Genomic DNA, 20330 nt, shown 5'->3' with positions numbered 1-20330 from the left:
ATAGTAATTTTTTAATGAATAAAACAGCAGAAAAACAAGCGTTAATAGATAAAATCGTTGAAGCTATCCAGGATGTAAAAGGAGAAGATATTATGATCTTCGATCTTTCCAACATCGAAAACTCCGTAGCAGAAACGTTCGTGATATGTAGTGGAAACTCAAATACACAGGTGGCTGCATTGGCAGGAAGTGTCGAGAAGAAAGTAAGAAACGAACTGCAGGACAGACCTTGGCACGTAGAAGGTACTGAAAATGCAATGTGGGTATTGGTAGATTACGTTTCAGTGGTGGTTCATATATTCCAAAAAGATGTACGTGAGTACTACGATATAGAAGAGCTTTGGGGTGACGCAGTCATTACCAAAATTGAAAATGAATAATAAAAATTTTAAAAAGTCTAAATGAATAATAAAGGATTCAACTGGTTCTTTCCAATTGCAATCATAGCTCTGTTGCTATTTTTTGGCTCCAATTTCCTTGGAGGTGATGCAGCAAAATCTATTGATGAAGATGGTTTCTTTAGAGAAATGCAGGCAGGGAAAGTTCAGAATATAATTATATACAAAGACATAGAGAAAGCTGATGTTTTCCTAACAAAAGAAGCAAAATCAGCAATGGTTTCCAAAGCTGGTAAAGAAAACAACCCTCTTTCTGCCTTCGAAATGGCTCCTAAAGCAGATTTTTCTGTGAAATACGGAGACCTTCAACTTTTCCTTCAGAAATTTGAACAGGTCAAAGCCAGCAATCCGGTTATTAAAACAACTAAAGATTACGGAACAGGGAAAAGCGCACTAATGGATATTTTAGTTCCTGCGCTGGTTTGGATTTCCATTCTGGGGTTATTCTACTTCCTTCTTTTCAGAAAGATGGGCGGAGGCGGAGGTCCTGGCGGACAAATCTTCTCTATCGGTAAATCTAAAGCGAAGCTTTTTGACGAAAAAGAAAGAATTCAGGTAACATTTAAAGATGTTGCAGGATTGGAAGGAGCTAAAGAAGAAGTTCAGGAAGTTGTAGATTTCTTGAAGAACTCTGAAAAATATACAAAACTGGGAGGTAAAATTCCTAAAGGAGTTCTTTTAGTAGGCCCTCCGGGAACCGGTAAAACATTATTGGCAAAAGCCGTTGCAGGTGAAGCTAAAGTTCCGTTCTTCTCACTTTCTGGTTCAGACTTCGTTGAAATGTTTGTTGGGGTAGGAGCTTCCAGAGTAAGAGACCTTTTTGCTCAGGCTAAAGCAAAATCTCCGGCGATCATCTTTATTGATGAGATTGATGCTATCGGACGTGCAAGAGGAAAAAATAACTTCTCTGGCGGAAACGATGAAAGAGAAAATACATTGAACCAGCTTCTTACCGAAATGGACGGTTTCGGAACAGATGTCAATGTTATTGTAATGGCGGCTACCAACAGAGCGGATATTCTTGATAAAGCATTAATGAGAGCAGGTCGTTTTGACCGTTCTATCTATGTAGATCTTCCGGAACTTCACGAAAGAAGACAGATTTTCGATGTTCACTTGAAAAAAATCAAGCTTGATGATAATGTAGATAGAGATTTCTTAGCAAAACAAACTCCTGGATTCAGTGGGGCAGATATTGCTAATGTTTGTAATGAAGCAGCATTAATCGCAGCGAGATATAACCATACTTCTGTTACAAAACAGGACTTCCTGGATGCGGTAGACAGAATTATCGGTGGACTTGAGAAGAAAAATATGGCCATCAAGCCATCTGAAAAGAGAAGAGTTGCTTATCATGAAGCAGGTCACGCTACAATCTCCTGGTTGGTAGAACATGCATCACCACTTTTAAAAGTAACGATTGTTCCAAGAGGTCGTTCTTTAGGGGCAGCATGGTATCTTCCGGAAGAAAGACAGCTTACCACTACTGAGCAGATGTTGGACGAAATGTGTGCAACATTGGGAGGTAGAGCTGCAGAGCAGGTGATCTTCAATAATATCTCTACAGGAGCACTTTCTGATCTGGAAACAGTAACGAAGAGAGCTCAGGCAATGGTGACAATCTATGGATTAAGCCCGAACATTGGTAATATTTCTTATTATGACAGTTCAGGACAGTCTGAATACTCATTCGGAAAGCCTTATTCTGAAGAAACGGCTACCAAAATTGATGCAGAGATCAAATTGATTATCGAAAATCAGTACGAAAGAGCTGTAAGAATTCTTGAAGAAAATAAAGATAAACTGGATGCTCTGGCAAATAAGCTGTTAGAAAAAGAAGTGATCTTCCGTGAAGACTTAGAAGATATCTTCGGAAAAAGAGCATGGGATCCTGAATTGACAGAGAAACCTGTTACCAATACTATTCCTGAAAAAGATCAGCCGGTAGTAGTGGAAACACCTCAGATCAAAGAAAAAGAAGAAGAAAGCGAAATACAGGCTCCAGAAAGCCCAACACAGCTTTAAGACTCTTAAAAATAAATATTACAAAAACCTGACAACCTCGAAAATTGTCAGGTTTTTTCATATTTAAGGAGATATTTTGGACACTATTGTAATTTATTTTCTATTTTTGTATAAAGTTGACTAAAAATAGATTAAGTTGAATTTATTCAAGAGGATTGTAAGCAAACTTACCAACCAGCCTGAAGAAGAGGACAAACAGAGCCTGGAGAAACTTGGGGATTCGCTGAAAAATGCGGATCTTGACTATAAGTTTGCGCAATTATTTACGCATTCGGGGGGATTTTTTAATTATTGTGCAGATGAAGCGGAGGCTCTACAAACTTTAAATCAAATTATCAAAATAGAAGGTATCCACAACCTTTTCTGTTGGGATAAAGAACTTCAGAACTTTTTGAACGTTGTGAGGTCTGCCTATACTTCAGAACTGCAGCCGTCTAATGATGCTGCATTCATCACATGTGAATACCTGATCGCCTATGATGGCAGGATCATGCTTTCGCATAATAATATTCTTCATTATCATTCTTCAAGACTTCCCGATAGAATTATCATCATTGCCAATGTTTCTCAGATTGTAAACAACCTGAATGATGCTATGGGGAAAATAAAAAGAAACGGAAATATCAAGAACCTTACTTCCATCAGCGGAAGCCAGTCTAAAATGGACAGTTCTTCCAATTCCAATACAAAGCTGTTTTTATTGCTGCTTGAAGATTAAGCAACCACTTCTAAATTTTAAATTTTGGACAAAAATCTCATTCAAAGAACCGTATCAGGTATAGTCTATGTAGCCGTTATTATACTTTGTTCGACTCCGCTGGGAGCGCAATTGCTGAACAGCATTGCTCCTGGTCTTATCAAACAACAGTATCTTTTTTATGGCTTAATGAGTCTGCTGCTGATGGTGGGGACGTGGGAATGTGTTAAAATCATGAAATTTGGAAACGGATATGAAAAATGGGTGGTATATCCATTAGTCATTTTTATATTCTATATTTTTTCCAAAAGATATTTCAACCACGATTTCTTTTTTGATTTCAGGCTCAGTGAAATACTGGCACTGGCGCTTATTGGGATTGCTGTGGTTACTTTATTCAAATTTCCCAGCGAATTATACTTCGACAGCGGGAAACTTATTTTTACCGTTATCTACGTAGCGCTCCCATTCAGTTTTGCATTGGGACTGCCAAAGTTCTCCAGCTATAGTGATGCTTTCTCTTTGGAGATCCTGTTTTTATTTATTCTCATCTGGAGTAGTGATACCTTTGCCTATCTGGTAGGGAAGTTCTTCGGTAAACATAAAATGGCACCTAAAATTTCCCCTAAGAAAACATGGGAAGGATATGCAGGTGGCGTAGTGTTAACATTGGTTTTATCCTACTTTATTGAACATTATCAACCTGAACTGAGGGGAAACTGGATGGTCGTAGGATTTTTGGTTGCTGCCTTTGCTCCGCTAGGGGATCTGGTGGAAAGCCAATTGAAAAGAAATTTCGGTGTGAAAGACAGTGGAAACATCATTCCAGGACATGGAGGAGTTTTAGATAGATTAGATAGTTTTATTATCTGCGTTCCTGTCGTATATTTGTACTTTATTTTAGAAAAATTTATTTAGTCTCATGAAATTACATAGAGAATCAAAAGGAACAATTACCGTTGCGACCATACTTTTTATTATTTTGGGCGTATTAGCAATTTATTTCCTTAAAATATGGTCCCTGTTGATCATTATGCCTTTGTTGGTTATTTACAGTTTAGTTTTCTGGTTCTTCAGAGTTCCGGATCGTAATATCCTTGATCACAAAGAAAACGTGATAGCTCCGGTGGACGGAAAAGTGGTAATGATCAAAGAAGTGGATGAGGATGAATTTATAAAAGGAAAAGCCATTCAGGTTTCTATTTTTATGTCCCCGCTGAATGTTCACATCTGTAGATATCCGGTTTCGGGTGAAGTGATTTACAAAAAGTACCACCCGGGAAAATATCTGGTAGCATGGCATGAAAAGTCTTCTACAGAGAACGAAAGAACTACTATGGCCGTACAAACTATGACCAATCATAAAGTTGTCTTCAGACAAATTGCCGGGTATGTAGCTAGAAGGATTGTTTTCTACTGTAATGAAGGCGATAAAGCAAAAGCCGGGCATGAGTTCGGATTTATTAAATTCGGATCCAGAATGGATGTATTCCTGCCTTTGGATACTGAGATTATCTGTAAGATCGGAGATATTACAAAAGGAGGTTTGGATGTGATTGCCAAGCTGAAGGAAAATTAAAATTCTTATCAAATATAAAAAAAGAGAGTCATTCAGGCTCTCTTTTTTGTTTGATATGCATTGTATTTTTTTTGAGTTTAACTACGCATGAGTGATATTGAGTATTGAGGCGTTAAGGCTTATTTGTACAGATCAATAATTTTGCAGCTATACAACACAGGTTGTTTATGCTTTTATGCCCATAGAGAAAGACTGAATATGACTTACGATTTTTAATGTTGGTTTCTTATTATTAATTTATTAATTAGGTTGGCTGATTGGCTTAATCAGATTTTTACTAAATTAGAATAGAAAACACGAATCATATTTATCAAGACATTGCAGACAGATACTTTGTCAGTTATTATGTTGCTTAAAAGTTATTAACATTGGGAAATTTATGCTTTCCGTAGTACAGATGCCAATTTGAGCTTGTGAAAACATAAAAAATAACAGGATGATTTATAAGTTTTTCGTTAAAAGGATCAACGATGAAGCAGAGAAGACGAATGATAGTTTTGAAAGCAGTTATCTAAATCTTATTAACCAGTATCTGCTTTTACTGTTTTTCATATTTCTATTTTATTCCATTTTTATTATCACTTTTTTTGGAGATATGCTGATCTCATTAGTTCTTACGGTTATTACTTTTTTCTGGCTGTTTTTTCTGGCTGTAAAAGGAAAGACAAAGCGATTTTAAAAAAAATTGAACCCTTTTATTATCGGGATATTTGTATTACTTACTTACTTACTTTCATAGTAAATTTCTTTAATATCTATACTTACAAAAGCGCAGGTGTAGAATACTTTTATTTTTTGTCTTCTGTTTGCTGTGCTATTTTTTTATTACTTTAATGATTTGTATCAACTTTATTATATATCTGTATTTTGATTTTGATTTTCTGCCTAAAAGTAAATTTTTAGAAAAAGAAGATTTAAAACAATAAAATCGTTGAATATTTTATTTTCTATCGCTTCTTTTTTGATGGACATTGTTTCTATTGCACAAAAAGATAAACTTATTAACGGCTTGATTACGGACAGAAAAGTAAAGGATTCTATCATCAAAGATCTGATGAAATCAAATACAGAACTCATGAAGCATCACATCTCTCAGAAGAAAATATCCGTGAGATTTTGAGTCTTGCAAAAAATAATTCGCCTGTTTTTTTGAAAAATTCCAACTGTTTTTTTCTCATTTTATTCCGGAGATTGTAAAAATCAATTCCAATCTGATTCATTCTGAATTGTATTTCTGTGCTTTGATGAAGCTTGATTTTAATACGAAAAAGATTGCCCAATGCACTAATAATAGAAGAAAGCAAAAAATACAGAATACGAAAAAAACTCAATATTCCTTCCGATATCAATATCAATAGCTTTCTTCTTAAAATGTAAGCAAATATTCCGATTTTTAATACTAATACGTAGTCTTAAACAGTGCTTGATGGTGTTTGTTGTTTTTTTTAAGTAAAAATATTGTAATGAATATACGGCCGGGATTACTAATCAACAATTCCATTCTTATGATGAAAAGTCTGTTTTAAAAATTCTCAGACATCAGCAAAAAAATAAGTCTACCAACCTTCAGTTCAGCAACTATTTAAGATAATTCGAAATAGAATTGCCCGGTGGGGGGTAAAAAATATGAATGACATAAATATGATAGAATTGTATATTTTTCAAAAAAGTAAAAATAAAACTTTATAGAATAGTTCAGCTTCTTATTTATGTTATTTATGGGTTTTATTCGTTGAAAGTTATATGTATTTGTGAGTTTTACTACGTGTGCGTAATATTACGTATGATGAGTTAATATAAAAATTGTTTGTTGATGATATTTTTGTTCCAGTTAAATGACTTATTTACATCTTATGCATTAAACAATTATAACTTATATAATGATGGACACAAAATTTATTTTGCCTCCAATTAAGATCCTGCTTATAGCACTGGTCTTTGCTTTCGGAAACTATTATTCGCAAGGTACCAATGGTGCTGTAGGGATTAATACCACAATACCTAATGCCAATTCTGTATTGGATGTCGTTTCAGGTAATAATAACAAAGGAATATTTATTCCCCGTTTAACTGAGGCCCAGCGAAATGCAATTGTAATCAACACATCTCAGGATGATGGGTTGACGGTTTACAATACAACAGAAGACTGCCTTAATTACTGGAGCCTTGCTGATAATGAATGGAAAAGTGTCTGCGGGCAGATGGGAAAATCTGTTTTTACGGTAGACTGTTCAACTTCCAAAGCAATGGGAAGCTATGTGAAAGGTAAAGATCTTACAAGTTCCAATTATCTGAGCATTGCGGTTAATGTAACAAAAATTGGAAATTATACAATTACCGGAACTACTTCAAACGGATATAATTTTTACGGAACCGGGGTGTTTCTTAATACAGGAACACAAACGGTACAGGTCCCGGGCCAGGGTAATCCTCAGAATATCCAGACCGATAATATTGCAATTGATGCCAATGGTACCGAAGTGACATGTACCCCAGCGGTCTCTATTACTGTTCTGAGCCCTTCAGGAACGTATACCATGAGTTGTGGAAGTGCAACCGTAAACGGAGTGTACAAAGTGGGAACAGCTCTTACGTCTTCCAATACAATCACTTTGCCTGTAAATGTTTCATCGTTAGGAAGTTATGTTATTACCACGAATACGGTAGATGGTATCTCTTTCAGTGGCTCTGGAACATTTACCGCTACGGGAAATCAGAATATTACCTTAAACGGATCGGGAACTCCATCTTCTACATCCGTGAAAACAATGGCTATTACTTCTGACAGCCAGGGAGGCGTGCCTACAACGTGTTCTGTAAATGTAATCGTGGTAATATCTGGTAAAAAAATTATAGGTATTGGGGTGTATGGGGGTACATATGGATATCATATGGAATCCAGTGCATCGAGTGCTATGTATAATGCTGCTGAAAATTTTGGAACATTGAATACTAGCACTGTAAAATATGATAATACAACAGCGACTTATACAAATTATTCTTCAGATCCTTCGGATGCCAATTTCAGCGCATGGCTGGCTGCCAAACCGGATATTGTAATCATTGGATATTATATGAACTGGAGTGTTAATAAAGCGAGAGCTATGGCAGATTACCTAAACAATAAAGGTACATGTATTTTAATGCAGCAAGATCCTACCAATGTGGCTACTTTTTTCCAGACATTCTATGGTGATAACAGTATTACTTTTAATTCTACATTTGGAGGGGGAAGTATTTATCAGTTGAGTTCTGTTAATGATGCTGTTTTAAATGGTCCTTTTGGAGATATTAGAGGAAAGAATTGGGGAGAAGATAATGGTGGTGGTTCATATATAACGAATGCCCCATTAGGCAGCATAACAACATATTCAACAGCTGTTCCAATTACTTCAAATAATACAAATGTTGGTGTATCAAGTTTTAGAGATAATACGCATAATTTTATTTTCATAGGTGACGGAGGGTTTACTTCTAATCCCAATAATACTGCTGGCGCAGCTGGTAATGGAAGTCAGACTATATGTCCTTTTGCTGTTGATGCCGCAGGAAAACCAATTGCCCGTACAGGTTATGGTAATGGTGGAAACGGGACGCCTGCTGGCGGATACACTGTTTACAACTCTATACTGTTTGCCAATGCTTTGGCCTGGGCAATTCAACAGGCAGAATTCAACGGAATAAACACACAATGATGAAGTTTTTAAAGAAGGCTCCGGTACGATTATTCGTACCGGAGTTTTTTATTTTATATATCTTTTAATTTCTTCTGTCAGATTGATGATAAATTCTACAGAAAGATCTTTTCCATATTAATAAGAAGGATCTTGAACTTCTTTTTACCGCCCTAGATCAGTTCAGGATAATCCAGCTTATCTCCATGATGAAAGCTGATATAGTGTTTTTTATATCTTTTGCTGTAATAAAAATAACACAGCATTTTCCTTTTTATATTTGATAAATGGAAGCCCAAAACTGAATGTTTCTGAAATATTCTCGGTATCTGAAGCCAGAATCTTATTACGCAAAAATAAAAGAGTACTTCTTTCAGGCTCTGCAACTTCCTCAATTTTTTACATCAGCATCCAAGATTTCCAGTACTCTTTTCAAGGAAACTTCTCCCTTTTGAACGTTAGAAATAGAAGTTGATAAACTTTTTGCTGGAGGTAAAATCTTGAAGAGCATTCCTAAAAATACAAGGAAGTCTGCCGGAGAAATGCTTTGTTCAACGATAATTTGTTTTTCACCATACCAGGCAATGATCAGGATGGTATAAAGCCTAAAAATTCGCTCATTGGGGAAGCTAATTCCTTCTTTTTACCTAAACTGACAGAGCTTTAAATCCATTTGTTCATAGAATGCATGAATCTGTTATTCATGATTTTTCCCTATTAAATATTTTCCCAGCTCATTTTGTGATTTGTGAGAATCTTTTTTAAGGCTTTTTCCGATCAGTGCAATCATTGTTCTCATTACAGGGAGAACCAGTAAAGAGAAAAGAGTCATTTCCGGGCTTAGGAAAAATAAGGTAGCCAGGGGGGCTGATCAACATAAAAGGGTTGACCAATTCAATTAAGTTTCCCCAAATATTTCCTTCTACTTCTTCTACATCATTAGATATATGGGATATCATAAATTCAGTCGGATGCATCAGGAAATATAAAAGCTGGAAGAAAAATTCTTCCGATCATGACTGATCATTCAGTTTCCCTCTCTCTTTTATTTGATATGTATTGTGTTTTTTGAGTTTAATTACGCGTGAGTAATATTGAGTATATAGCTATTAAAGCTTATTTGTACAGATCAATAATTTTGCAGCTACATAAACACGGGTTATTCATGCTTTTATGCTTATACATCAAATGATTGAATATGACTTATAATTTTCAGCGTTGTTTTTTTATTATTGATCAGGTTTGTTGAATAAACTAATCAGATTCTTACTAAATTAGAATGGAAAAACACGAATCATATTCTTTTATCGCTGAAATTACGGACAGCTATTTTGTTTGGTCAGTTATTATGTTGTTTAAAAGCTATTAAGATTGGGAAATTTATGCTTTCAGTAGCACGAATGCCAACTTGAGCTTGTGAAAACATAAAAAACAACACGATGATTTATAAGTTTTTCTTTAAGATGATCAACGATGAAGCGGAGAAAATGAATGATGATTTTGATAGCAATTATCTAAATCTTATCAATCGGTATCTGCTTTTATTGTTCTTCATATTTCTGTTTTACTCCATTTTTATCATTACTTTTTTCGGGGATATGTTGATTTCAATATTTCTTACCGTTATTACCTTTTTCTGGCTGTTTTTAATGACTGTAAAAGGAAAGACGAAGCGATTTAAAAAAAAATTGAACCCTTTTATTATCGGGATATTTGTATTACTTACTTTCATAGTAAATTTCTTTAATATCTATACTTACAAAAGCGCAGGTGTAGAATACTTTTATTTTTGTCTTCTGTTTGCTGTGCCATTTTTTTTTAACTATAAAAAAAATTCTTATTCTATTTTTTTTATTACTTTAATGATTTGTATCAACTTTATTATATGTCTGTATTTTGATTTTGATTTTCTGCCTAAAAGTAAATTTTTAGAAAAAGAAGATTTTAAAACAATAAAATCGTTGAATATTTTATTTTCTATCGCTTCTTTTTTGATGGACATTGTTTTTATTGCACAAAAAGATAAACTTATTAACGGCTTGATTACGGACAGAAAAGTAAAGGATTCTACCATCAAAGATCTGATGAAATCAAATACAGAACTCATGAAGCATCAGATGCTTATCAATCATCTCTCAGAAGAAAATATCCGTGAGATTTTGAGTCTTGCAGAAAATAATTCGCCTGTTTTTTTTGAAAAATTCCAACTGTTTTTTCCTCATTTTATTCCGGAGATTGTAAAAATCAATTCCAATCTGATTCATTCTGAATTGTATTTCTGTGCTTTGATGAAGCTTGATTTTAATACGAAAAAGATTGCCCAATGCACTAATAATAGTATTCGTGCAGTAGAAAGCAAAAAATACAGAATACGAAAAAAACTCAATATTCCTTCCGATATCAATATCAATAGCTTTCTTATTAATATTTAAACAGAGTTCCGATTTATTTCCTCATAAGTTGTTTCAGAAAGAATATTATATAGAAGAAGATAAAGGATTTCTTATGTAAATATTGAAAAAAATAATATGATGTCTATCTGTAAAAGTCCTGCACTGCTATTCTTCTTAAAAAATCTTGAAGGGTGTGAATGAAAGATAATAGGATCAAATGTAATAAGCTTAAAGCATTTCATTGTGCTATTGAGATTCTGAAATTTAACTATTTTTTTAGATCAATAGTCAATAACGTCTTTTTGAGATGGAAATTTTGTTTTTGAAAATTCTCATCTATCAGAGAATAATAACCTTACCAATCTTCGGTTTAGGACTTATTTGCTTAATAACCATTTTAATATTAACTGGCTAGGCTGGAGATTTTTTTTGCATAAATATTTTAGTTATTTGCACTTATTACTTTCTTAATTCAGATTTTGGTGATATACAAGGAGAGTGTTTTTATTCTCAGTCTACGCAAATAGCATGATTTAAAATACTGATAATTAATGAATTGTGTGAATTTTAAGTGTTTTTTTTACTCAAGCGTATATGTGAGTATGTTATTATTGCTGATCATCAGATATACTTTCTATTTTTGGATCAAGCAAATGAATATCATTTATATTATAATTCAAGGGTAAACCTCTTCAAAATAAGTTTATACATCATTACATTAAATAGAAAGTCATTTTTTACTGCGAAACTTGTTCGGTTACGAAGTTTAAAATAAAAAACAGATATATACTCCTGTAAATATAATTAATTTCAAAACATAATTAACATGAAAAAAACAGTATTAGCTATTACTTTGTTTCCTGCATTTGTTTTAGGACAAGTCGGAATTAATACACAAAATCCCAAGGCAATTTTCCATATAGATGGAAGCAAAGATAATCCCTCTTCAGGAACTCTTTCAGCTCTGCAACAAAAAAATGATGTTGTGGTTACTTCCGCAGGACAAATAGGAATAGGAACTATTTTACCAGAAGCCTCATCCGTTTTGGATATGTCTACAATAAACGATAAAGGTTTTATTACCCCTAAAATATCTCTTACAAGTAATACGGATCAAACAACTATTACTTCTCCTGCTACAGGCCTTATGGCCTACAATACAGGAGCGGGGGCTTTGTCTTACAAAGGGTACGTTTTTTGGAATGGATCCGAATGGAGGACATTGGATGGTAAATCTTTAAAATCTGGAACCATAGGCTCCCTTACCTGCAACAATGTTACCCTCACTCCCAATAGTTATACTGCTGGAAACGCATACAGTGGAACTATGGAAGTCCCTTATACAGGTGGAAATGGGGGAGTATATCCAAGTCAAACAATAGGTCCTGTCAATGGACTTACAGCAACAATTTCTGATGGGAATTTTACAAATGGTTCAGGAACACTCATATATTCTGTAACAGGAACTCCCACTGTTACCAGTCCAACAACAACAACTTTTAACCTATCTATTGGGGGACAAACATGCAGTGCTACTGTTGGAGCTTCAGATGCTATAACTTTAGGAGAGCTTGTGTACTACCGAGCTGAAGTTTCTGCATCAGGAGCAGGTTGGTTATCTGACATGCTTGCGGCAAATGGTAGTACTTCTCTTCCAACTCTTGGAAATAAGATTCAGCTTGATGCATATTTCTCTGGTGATTCTAATGGTGGGAATGGATCAGTAACTATGTATCCACGTATTGTAAATATAACATCAACTCCTATAAAAATCTGGTTTAGTGCACTTTCAACAGTTGACAGGTTTAACGCTGGAAACTATTTATTGGCTGCAAAACCTTCTTCAGGAACAAATAAAAGTTATGTTGAATTAGATAACGGAATTTACTATGGAGTAGGATTTAATGATATGTATACAGACCCTACATCTACACCTGGAAGAACCTCAGGTTCTGGAAATAATGCCAATCAAGAAGTAGAAACAGTGGATATTGCTTTTGATGATAAATGGTACAGAGTATATTATTTCCCAACAGTTGATAATAAAAATACCACTGGTACTTCGGATAATACTAGAGTTATCTATTTATCTATTCAAAGATTATATTAGAATTTTCATAGGTATAGTTGATGAAATTTATATACTGCTTACACAGATGTAATAGAAATAAGGATACCTGTCTCCTTCTTGCTGTGATGTCACAGGAAACTAATTAGCGTACAGGTTATGGTAATGGTGGAAATGGAACATCTGCCGGCGGATATACTGTTTACAACTCTATACTGTTTGCGAATGCTTTGGCATGGGATATTAAACAGGCAGAATTCAGCGGAATAAACACACAATGATAAAAGTTTTTTAAAGAGGGCTCCGGTACGATGATTCGTGCCGGAGTTTTTTATTTTATATGCTTTTTAATCTCTTCTGTAAGGTTTAATATGAATTCTACCGGGAGATCTTCTTCAGTGTCAATTAAGAGGATTTTAAACTTCTTTCTGCCATCCAGAATCAACTCTGGATAATCCAATTTGTCACCGTGGTAAAAGCTGATATAATGTTTCCTGTATTTTTTGCTGTAATAAAAATAACACAGCATTTTCTTTTTGTATTTGATAAACGGAAGCCCAAAACTGAATGTTTCTGTAATATTTTCCGGATCTGAAGCTAAAATAGAATCACGTAAAAATAAAAGAGTACTTCTTTCAGGCTCTTCGATTCTGTAGAAATACTCTTGTATAGGGTTCATTTTAATTGAATTAAAATATTAGTCGAAATTTTGAAGCTCAACAAGCTTGTTATACATTCCTTTTTTAGCGATCAGGTCATGATGTGTTCCTTGCTCTACAATATCGCCTTTTTCCATCACTACGATCCAGTCTGCTTTCTGAATGGTTGAAAGACGGTGGGCGATTACCAGAGAAGTTCTGTTTTCCATCATTTTCTCCAGTGCATCCTGTACAAATCTTTCAGATTCTGTGTCCAGCGCAGAGGTTGCTTCATCCAGAATCATAATTGGAGGGTTTTTCAATACTGCTCTCGCAATAGAAACTCTTTGCTTTTGACCTCCGGAAAGCTTACCGCCATCATCTCCGATATTGGAATCATATCCTTCAGGAAGTGTTGTGATAAATGCATCTGCATTGGCAATTTTTGCGGCAGCAATCACCTCTTCTCTTGTCGCATCAGGTTTACCCATCAGGATATTATTATAAACGGAATCATTAAATAATACAGATTCCTGGGTTACCATACCCAGAAGCTTGCGGTATTCATCTAATTTTAAATGTTTAATATTGGTGCCGTCAATCATGATCTCTCCTTCAGAAACATCATAGAATCTTGCTAAAAGATTGGCAATGGTTGTTTTACCACTTCCACTTTGCCCTACAAGAGCTACTGTTTTCCCTTTTGGAATTGAAAGTGAGAAGTTTTTAAGAATCGTATGGTCTTTATCGTAGAAAAAGCCAATATTATTAAACTCGATAGAATGATTTAATGTTGAAATGGAAACGGGATTTGCTATTTCATCAATTTTCACATCAGCATCCAGAATTGCTAAAACTCTTTCAAGAGAAGCTTCTCCTTTCTGTACATTCGAAATTGACTGAGACAAACTTTTCACAGGAGGTAAAATCTGGAAGAAAATTCCCAGGAAAACCAAGAAATCTGCAGGGGAAATACTTTGTTCTACAATGATTTGTTTTCCCCCATACCAAGCGATAATTAAGAACGTAACCGAACCTAAAAATTCGCTCATCGGAGATGCAAGTTCCTTTTTTCTACCTAATCTTATAGAGCTGTTGATCCATTTCTGCATTGACTGCATAAAACGGTTGTCCATTATTTTTTCTGCACTGAAAATCTTAATCACCTTTGTAGATTTCAATGTTTCATCTACGATTGAGAAAATAGTTCCCATTTCATTTTGGGCTTCGTGAGAGTCTTTTTTCAGGCTTTTTCCTATTAAAGCAATCATAGTTCCCATTACAGGCAATACCAGAAGGGAGAAAAGAGTCATCTCTGTACTTAAAAAGAAAAGAGTCACCAATGTGCTTATCAGCATAAAAGGTGCATTGATCAATTCTACTAAACTTCCTAAAATATTACCTTCAACTTCACCTACGTCATTTGACATACGGGACATCAGATCTCCTTTTCTGCTTTCTGTAAAAAAGGAAACAGGTAAAGAAAGAATCTTTCTGTACATCGCTCCACGAAGGTCCTGGGTAACCCCTACACGATAATTGATCAGTAAAAACGAACCTAAATATCTGAAAAGGTTTCTCAGTAAAAACATAAAGGCCGTTATCACACAAAGCCAGGCCAAAACATTAAGTGCTCCGTGCTCAGTTACTAAACTCTGAACATAATAATTGGCATACTCTTTTGCGTAAGAGAAAAAATCTAAAATCTCTCCCGAATAAACAGGTGGTTTGCTGTATTTTTTAGCCTCTATGGTTCCGAAAAGCATTCCCAAAACCGGTAGAATAGTTCCTAAGGAAGCAATCTGAAAAACAGAATACATAAGGTTGAAAAACAAGCTTCCGTAGATGTATTTTTGGTGAGGTCTTGCGAACTTCAGTATTTTAATATATTGGTTCATTCAATGAAAAAATTGGATAGCAAAATTACGTAAAATTAAAAGATAAGACGTCCTTAATCCTGTTTTACTTTAATGGATAAGTTTCAAAAAATGTCTTTTTGTTACAACTCCGTGTTATTAAGCTTTGTTTTTTGAATAAATTAAACCTGATTATGACATAAAAATAAAAGATAAAAAGGTCTTGCTGCTTCATAAAAAAAACCGCTGAAACAGCGGTTTTGATATAATGATTTAATTAAAAATTCACCTGGTCATTATACTTTGGAGCAAAATTTTTAGGATTCAATTTATCCAGAGTTTTTCCAAAGTTATTGATGATCTGCGTCATATTATCAAAATCTACGATGTTGATGTCATCATTTTCGTGGTGATAATGAGATGCTTTCGTCATATCTACTGTAGAGAATGAATGGGCAATGATTTTCTTTTTTACAAAGCTTACATTGTCTGAACGGTAGAACAGCTGTTGTTTTGCATATGGATCTGCATTGAGTTTTAATCCGTTTACCGCATTTTTATTGAACAGTTCATCAAGGTCAGAGAACCCGTCTCCTGTCATATATAATGCATTTTTTCCCCACTGAGATTCTGTGGCTACCATTTCAAAATTGAAAAGTGCTGTCAGCTTATTATAAATATGATCCAGATTGGTGTCAGTTGAGATAGCTCTTGAACCCAGCATTCCTTTCTCCTCTCCATTAAATGCCATGAAAACCATAGAGAATTCAGGCTTTTTGTTTTTAAAATAATCGGCAATACCTACCAGAGTCGTAATTCCGCTGGCATCATCATCGGCTCCGTTATAAATGTTGTCACCACTTTTATCACTGGTTCCAATATGATCAAAATGCCCTGAGAATCCAAGATACTGATCTGTTTTTCCTTTTTTGACACCACAGACATTGTATGCTGTTTTCCCATTATAATCAAATGGTACCAGGTAAGATTTTCCGGTACAGTATTCCAGATTATTTTCTTTGAAGAGTTTAGCAATGTAGTTGGCTGCATTTTCATTTTCCTGAGTTCCGATTTCACGGCCTTTCATTTCATCTGAAGCGAGAGTGGAAAGGATTGTTTTTACCCTTTCTTTAGAAACCTCCTGGGAAAAAGTGAATATGGAGAATAGTGATAAAGTAAGATACGTTAGCTTTTTCATTGTCTTTTATTAAAAGTTATATGATCTGTCGTGGTTTTGATCAAAAAGTTGCAATCAATTTACATAAATTATAAGAATATGGGGCAAATAAAAAACAGCTCCTAAAAAGAAGCTGTTCTCACTCAAAAAATCGTTGTAAGGCTATCGAAGTCTGTCTACAGATTTTACGAGCCTCTCATCTTTACGGATGTAAATGTTTGCAATAAGCAGACAAATTACCGCAATCAATGGGAAAATCGGCTCAATACCCTTCTCAGGAAAATGAATTCCTCCGGATAAGTTTAGTAACCAGTACGCCAATACACCAATCAACAAAACGTTTATAATGATGCTGATAGTATTCAGCAAAATTTGTCTTTTTCTGTTTTTGAAACTAAAAATACTTAATGCTCCAATGATTACAAGCACGATACTGCCCATATTAAGTAAAGGAATACTGTCGGAAATGACAACATCCTGTCCTGTTATAAAAAGGAAAACAGCAGCTAAAACTGCCAATAACGTCCATATAGTTTGTATTCTCTGTAGCATTGAATATTAAATTCTTGGCAAAAATAACATAAATTTTGCACAATTCAAAAATAAGTGTAGATTTGCATTATACAATGTACTTGAAAACCAAAGTCACCGGACTTACTTTTCTTACTCACAATTAATTACATTTTTACATAAATATGTTTAACATAGAAACGTTAAGGTCAAAATCCGTAACGGAACTGACTAAAATCTTAAAAGATTTGGGCGTTAAAGTTGCAAGAACCAGCAATGAAAATGACAAGATCTTTGCTATTCTTGACTTTCAGGCTTCTAACCCTAAAGTTGCAAAAGATTATTTCAACGCCACAGAAACCACCAGTGTAACTACTGAAGAGGCCCCAGCAGATAAACCTGTTAAAGCCCCGGCAAGAAAAGCTGTTCCGAAGAAACCAGCAGCCAAGCCAAAAACAAATACAAACACAAATACAAAAGCTCCGGCAGAAGAACCTAAAGCAGAAGAAAAAGTAGAAGAAAAGGTACCCGCTTCTGAAGAAGTAAAACCGGAAGAACCCAAAGCTGAAGTAGCTGCAATAACAGAGGAATCTGCAGCAAGCGCCCAGGCTAAAAAGAAAAGAAAAAGAGTTTCTACCAATGCAGGTAATGCAGAAGTATCTCAGGAAAAAACAGAAGCTCCAAAAAACACAGAATCTCAAGAGCCTGCTCAGGCTGAAGAAAAGCCTAACAATCCTCAACAACAGGCTAACAGACCTCAAAAAGGACACAACCATCCACAGAATAGTGGAAACCAACATAAAAATCAAAACCAGAACCAACAACACCAGCAGCACCAAAACCAAAATCAGAATCAAAACAGACATTCTGAAAAGGCAGAGGAGCAGCACGACCATAAAAAAGAATTCAATTTCGATGGATTGGTAAGCATTGAAGGTGTTTTGGAAATTTTACCGGATAACTACGGATTTTTACGTTCATCAGACTTCAGCTATATCTCTTCTCCAGATGATGTGTATGTATCTACAGCACAGATCAGAAATTATGGTTTAAAAACCGGAGATACCGTTAAAGGAATTGTAAGACTTCCAAAAGAAGGTGAAAAATATTTTTCATTATTAAAACCTACAGAAGTTAACGGACGTGACCTTGCATTCATTAAGGACCGTGTTGCTTTTGAATATCTTACTCCGCTTTTCCCGGAAGAAAAATTCAATTTAGCAGGAAGCGGATCTACCATTTCTACCAGAATTGTAGATTTATTTGCACCTATTGGAAAAGGTCAGAGAGCAATGATCGTTGCACAGCCTAAAACAGGTAAGACGATGTTGCTTAAAGATATTGCTAATTCTATTGCAGCCAACCACCCGGAAGTATACATGATGGTTCTTTTGATTGATGAGCGTCCGGAAGAGGTTACTGATATGGAAAGAAGTGTAAATGCAGAAGTTATTGCCTCTACATTTGACGAAGCAGCTGAAAAACATGTGAAAGTAGCTAACCTTGTTCTTGCGAAAGCACAGAGAATGGTTGAGTGTGGACACGATGTAGTAATCTTACTGGATTCTATTACAAGATTGGCAAGAGCATACAACACAGTTACTCCTGCATCAGGTAAGGTTCTTTCCGGTGGGGTAGACGCCAATGCACTTCACAAGCCGAAAAGATTCTTTGGAGCAGCAAGAAAAATCGAAGGAGGAGGATCTCTGACGATCATTGCAACCGCATTGATTGATACAGGATCTAAAATGGATGAAGTAATCTTTGAAGAATTCAAAGGTACTGGTAACATGGAGCTTCAGCTAGACAGAAAAATTGCTAACAGAAGAATTTATCCTGCTATTGACTTAATTTCTTCCAGTACCCGTAGAGATGATCTGCTTCTGGATGAAGTAACTTCTCAGAGAATGTGGATCTTCAGAAAATACCTTTCTGAAATGAATCCTGTAGAAGCTATGGAATTTGTAAATAAGAACATCAAAGGAACTCTCAACAATGAAGAATTCCTGATGTCTATGAATAAATAAATTTAATTTAATATTGTTAAATGAAAAGCACGGATCATTTGGTTCGTGCTTTTTGTTGGTTGTAAATAAAAAAAATTAAAACTTAATTCATTCTAAATCAATGTATCAATGTTAAAGATTTATTAAAGTAATCTTCAATCCTTGATAATACCTTAAATATTGGCTAATTTTGGAATATAACATTAAAAATAAAGATTATGTCATTTGAATTACCAAAACTAGGATATGCATATGATGCATTAGAGCCAACTATTGATGCAAGAACTATGGAAATCCACCATACAAAACACCACCAGGCATATATTGACAATTTAAATAAAGCAATTGAAGGAACTGAACTAGCAGGAAAAACTATTGAAGAAATCTGCCAGACAGGAACTGACAAACCAGCAGTAAGAAATAATGGAGGAGGACACTTCAACCACTCTTTATTCTGGGAAATTTTAACGCCAGGAGGAAGCAAAGAGCCTGTAGGAAATGTAAAAGCTGCTATCGAAAACTACGGAGGTCTTGAAAAATTCAAAACTGATTTTTCTGATGCTGCTAAAACAAGATTTGGTTCAGGATGGGCTTGGTTAGTAAAAAATGCTGACGGTTCTGTATCTGTTTCTTCTACACCAAACCAGGACAACCCATTAATGCCTGTAGCAGACGTTAAAGGAACTCCGGTTTTAGGATTAGATGTTTGGGAGCACGCTTATTATTTAAACTACCAAAACAGAAGACCTGACTATGTTTCTGCATTCTTTGAAGTAGTAAACTGGGATAAAGTAGAAGAATTATTCAATAAATAATTTTCAGCTATTATAAAAATGAAAAGGTTCAGAACAATTCTGAACCTTTTTTATTGAGTAGTATTTAAAATTTATCTTATGGTATCGCTTCCGGATAATCCATTCAATCTTAGCTTATACTTCCAGTTTACATACACAAAGACCTGATATAACTTATATTCAAACTTGATTCCGTACTTTTCCTGCGGATCATAATCTATTCCGGATTCTATGATATTTCTGTATCTCCCGGAATTATAATAACTGTTCCATTCGTTCACCAGAAATGTATTTTTTGTCTTCAGATATGATTCTGTATACTGGCTGATGGGCTTGGCAACAGCGTTCAAAAAATAATCAAATTGCGTATCAATAACCGTGAGATCCCATTCTCCGTCTTCGTTTTTAGAAGGCTTCATTTCATGTTGTTCTTTATCTTTCTTTGGTGTTTCCTGAGAAAAACAGCTGTAAGGTATCAATGCGATCAATACCAATAAAATAATATTTTTCATGAT

General features: G+C 34.9%; 17 protein-coding genes. 12 read left to right on the top strand and 5 right to left on the bottom strand.

All coding sequences use genetic code 11. The annotated features are described in order from the left end of the window. Positions 1–14: 14 nt before the first annotated feature. From rsfS to ACPF63_RS20185, 10 genes are all read left to right on the top strand, one after another. Entirely contained in the window at positions 15–380 is a 366-nt protein-coding gene (gene rsfS, locus ACPF63_RS20230; protein WP_047380272.1) for a ribosome silencing factor, read from the top strand. Between the two features lie 21 nt (positions 381–401). Beyond that, positions 402–2423, top strand: a complete 2022-nt coding sequence (ftsH, locus tag ACPF63_RS20225; protein WP_047380273.1) for an ATP-dependent zinc metalloprotease FtsH — start codon at positions 402–404, stop codon at positions 2421–2423. Between the two features lie 136 nt (positions 2424–2559). Further along, positions 2560–3141, top strand: a complete 582-nt coding sequence (locus tag ACPF63_RS20220) for an LUD domain-containing protein (RefSeq protein WP_175627176.1) — start codon at positions 2560–2562, stop codon at positions 3139–3141. A gap of 24 nt (positions 3142–3165) precedes the next feature. After that, complete coding sequence (locus ACPF63_RS20215) at positions 3166–4038, top strand: phosphatidate cytidylyltransferase (RefSeq protein WP_426481081.1); 873 nt, start codon at positions 3166–3168, stop codon at positions 4036–4038. Between the two features lie 4 nt (positions 4039–4042). Next, positions 4043–4699, top strand: coding sequence for a phosphatidylserine decarboxylase family protein (locus tag ACPF63_RS20210; RefSeq protein ID WP_077413451.1), 657 nt, complete (start codon positions 4043–4045; stop codon positions 4697–4699). A gap of 436 nt (positions 4700–5135) precedes the next feature. Further along, complete coding sequence (locus ACPF63_RS20205; RefSeq protein WP_426481080.1) at positions 5136–5378, top strand: hypothetical protein; 243 nt, start codon at positions 5136–5138, stop codon at positions 5376–5378. Positions 5379–5630: 252 nt separating this feature from the next. Beyond that, entirely contained in the window at positions 5631–5819 is a 189-nt protein-coding gene (locus ACPF63_RS20200) for a hypothetical protein (protein WP_426481079.1), read from the top strand. 760 nt (positions 5820–6579) lie between these two features. Further along, complete coding sequence (locus tag ACPF63_RS20195; RefSeq protein WP_426481078.1) at positions 6580–8394, top strand: hypothetical protein; 1815 nt, start codon at positions 6580–6582, stop codon at positions 8392–8394. A gap of 1940 nt (positions 8395–10334) precedes the next feature. Next, positions 10335–10805, top strand: a complete 471-nt coding sequence (locus tag ACPF63_RS20190; protein WP_426481077.1) for a hypothetical protein — start codon at positions 10335–10337, stop codon at positions 10803–10805. A 787-nt stretch (positions 10806–11592) separates the two neighbouring features. Then, entirely contained in the window at positions 11593–12876 is a 1284-nt protein-coding gene (locus tag ACPF63_RS20185) for a hypothetical protein (RefSeq protein ID WP_426481076.1), read from the top strand. A 289-nt stretch (positions 12877–13165) separates the two neighbouring features. Here the strand turns inward: ACPF63_RS20185 and ACPF63_RS20180 are convergent, their stop codons facing one another. The 4 genes from ACPF63_RS20180 to ACPF63_RS20165 form a co-directional block, all read right to left on the bottom strand. Further along, positions 13166–13513, bottom strand: coding sequence for a DUF1801 domain-containing protein (locus ACPF63_RS20180; RefSeq protein WP_426481075.1), 348 nt, complete (start codon positions 13511–13513; stop codon positions 13166–13168). Positions 13514–13531: 18 nt separating this feature from the next. Then, positions 13532–15370, bottom strand: a complete 1839-nt coding sequence (locus ACPF63_RS20175; protein WP_426481074.1) for an ABC transporter ATP-binding protein — start codon at positions 15368–15370, stop codon at positions 13532–13534. 235 nt (positions 15371–15605) lie between these two features. Continuing rightward, positions 15606–16526, bottom strand: a complete 921-nt coding sequence (locus ACPF63_RS20170; protein WP_426481073.1) for a M28 family peptidase — start codon at positions 16524–16526, stop codon at positions 15606–15608. Between the two features lie 141 nt (positions 16527–16667). Further along, positions 16668–17057: a DUF4293 domain-containing protein gene (locus ACPF63_RS20165; protein ID WP_077413458.1), complete on the bottom strand. Its 390-nt coding sequence runs from the start codon at positions 17055–17057 to the stop codon at positions 16668–16670. Positions 17058–17200: 143 nt separating this feature from the next. Here ACPF63_RS20165 and rho point away from each other — a divergent pair, with 143 nt between their 5' ends. Further along, on the top strand, positions 17201–19042 hold the full coding sequence (gene rho, locus ACPF63_RS20160; RefSeq protein WP_426481072.1) for a transcription termination factor Rho: 1842 nt from the start codon (positions 17201–17203) through the stop codon (positions 19040–19042). A 197-nt stretch (positions 19043–19239) separates the two neighbouring features. After that, the gene (locus tag ACPF63_RS20155; protein ID WP_047380285.1) at positions 19240–19836 is read left to right on the top strand and encodes a superoxide dismutase; all 597 of its coding nucleotides are present in this window, start codon (positions 19240–19242) and stop codon (positions 19834–19836) included. Positions 19837–19907: 71 nt separating this feature from the next. On the opposite strand, the gene ACPF63_RS20150 is transcribed toward ACPF63_RS20155, so the two are convergent. Beyond that, complete coding sequence (locus ACPF63_RS20150; protein ID WP_426481071.1) at positions 19908–20327, bottom strand: DUF6146 family protein; 420 nt, start codon at positions 20325–20327, stop codon at positions 19908–19910. Between the last annotated feature and the right edge of the window lie 3 nt (positions 20328–20330).

This window comes from Chryseobacterium sp. R2ACT005 (assembly GCF_049949215.1).
GTDB lineage: Bacteria > Bacteroidota > Bacteroidia > Flavobacteriales > Weeksellaceae > Chryseobacterium.
Note: the sequence above shows the minus strand (reverse complement) of the source record. Positions and strands in the feature narration are given on the sequence as shown.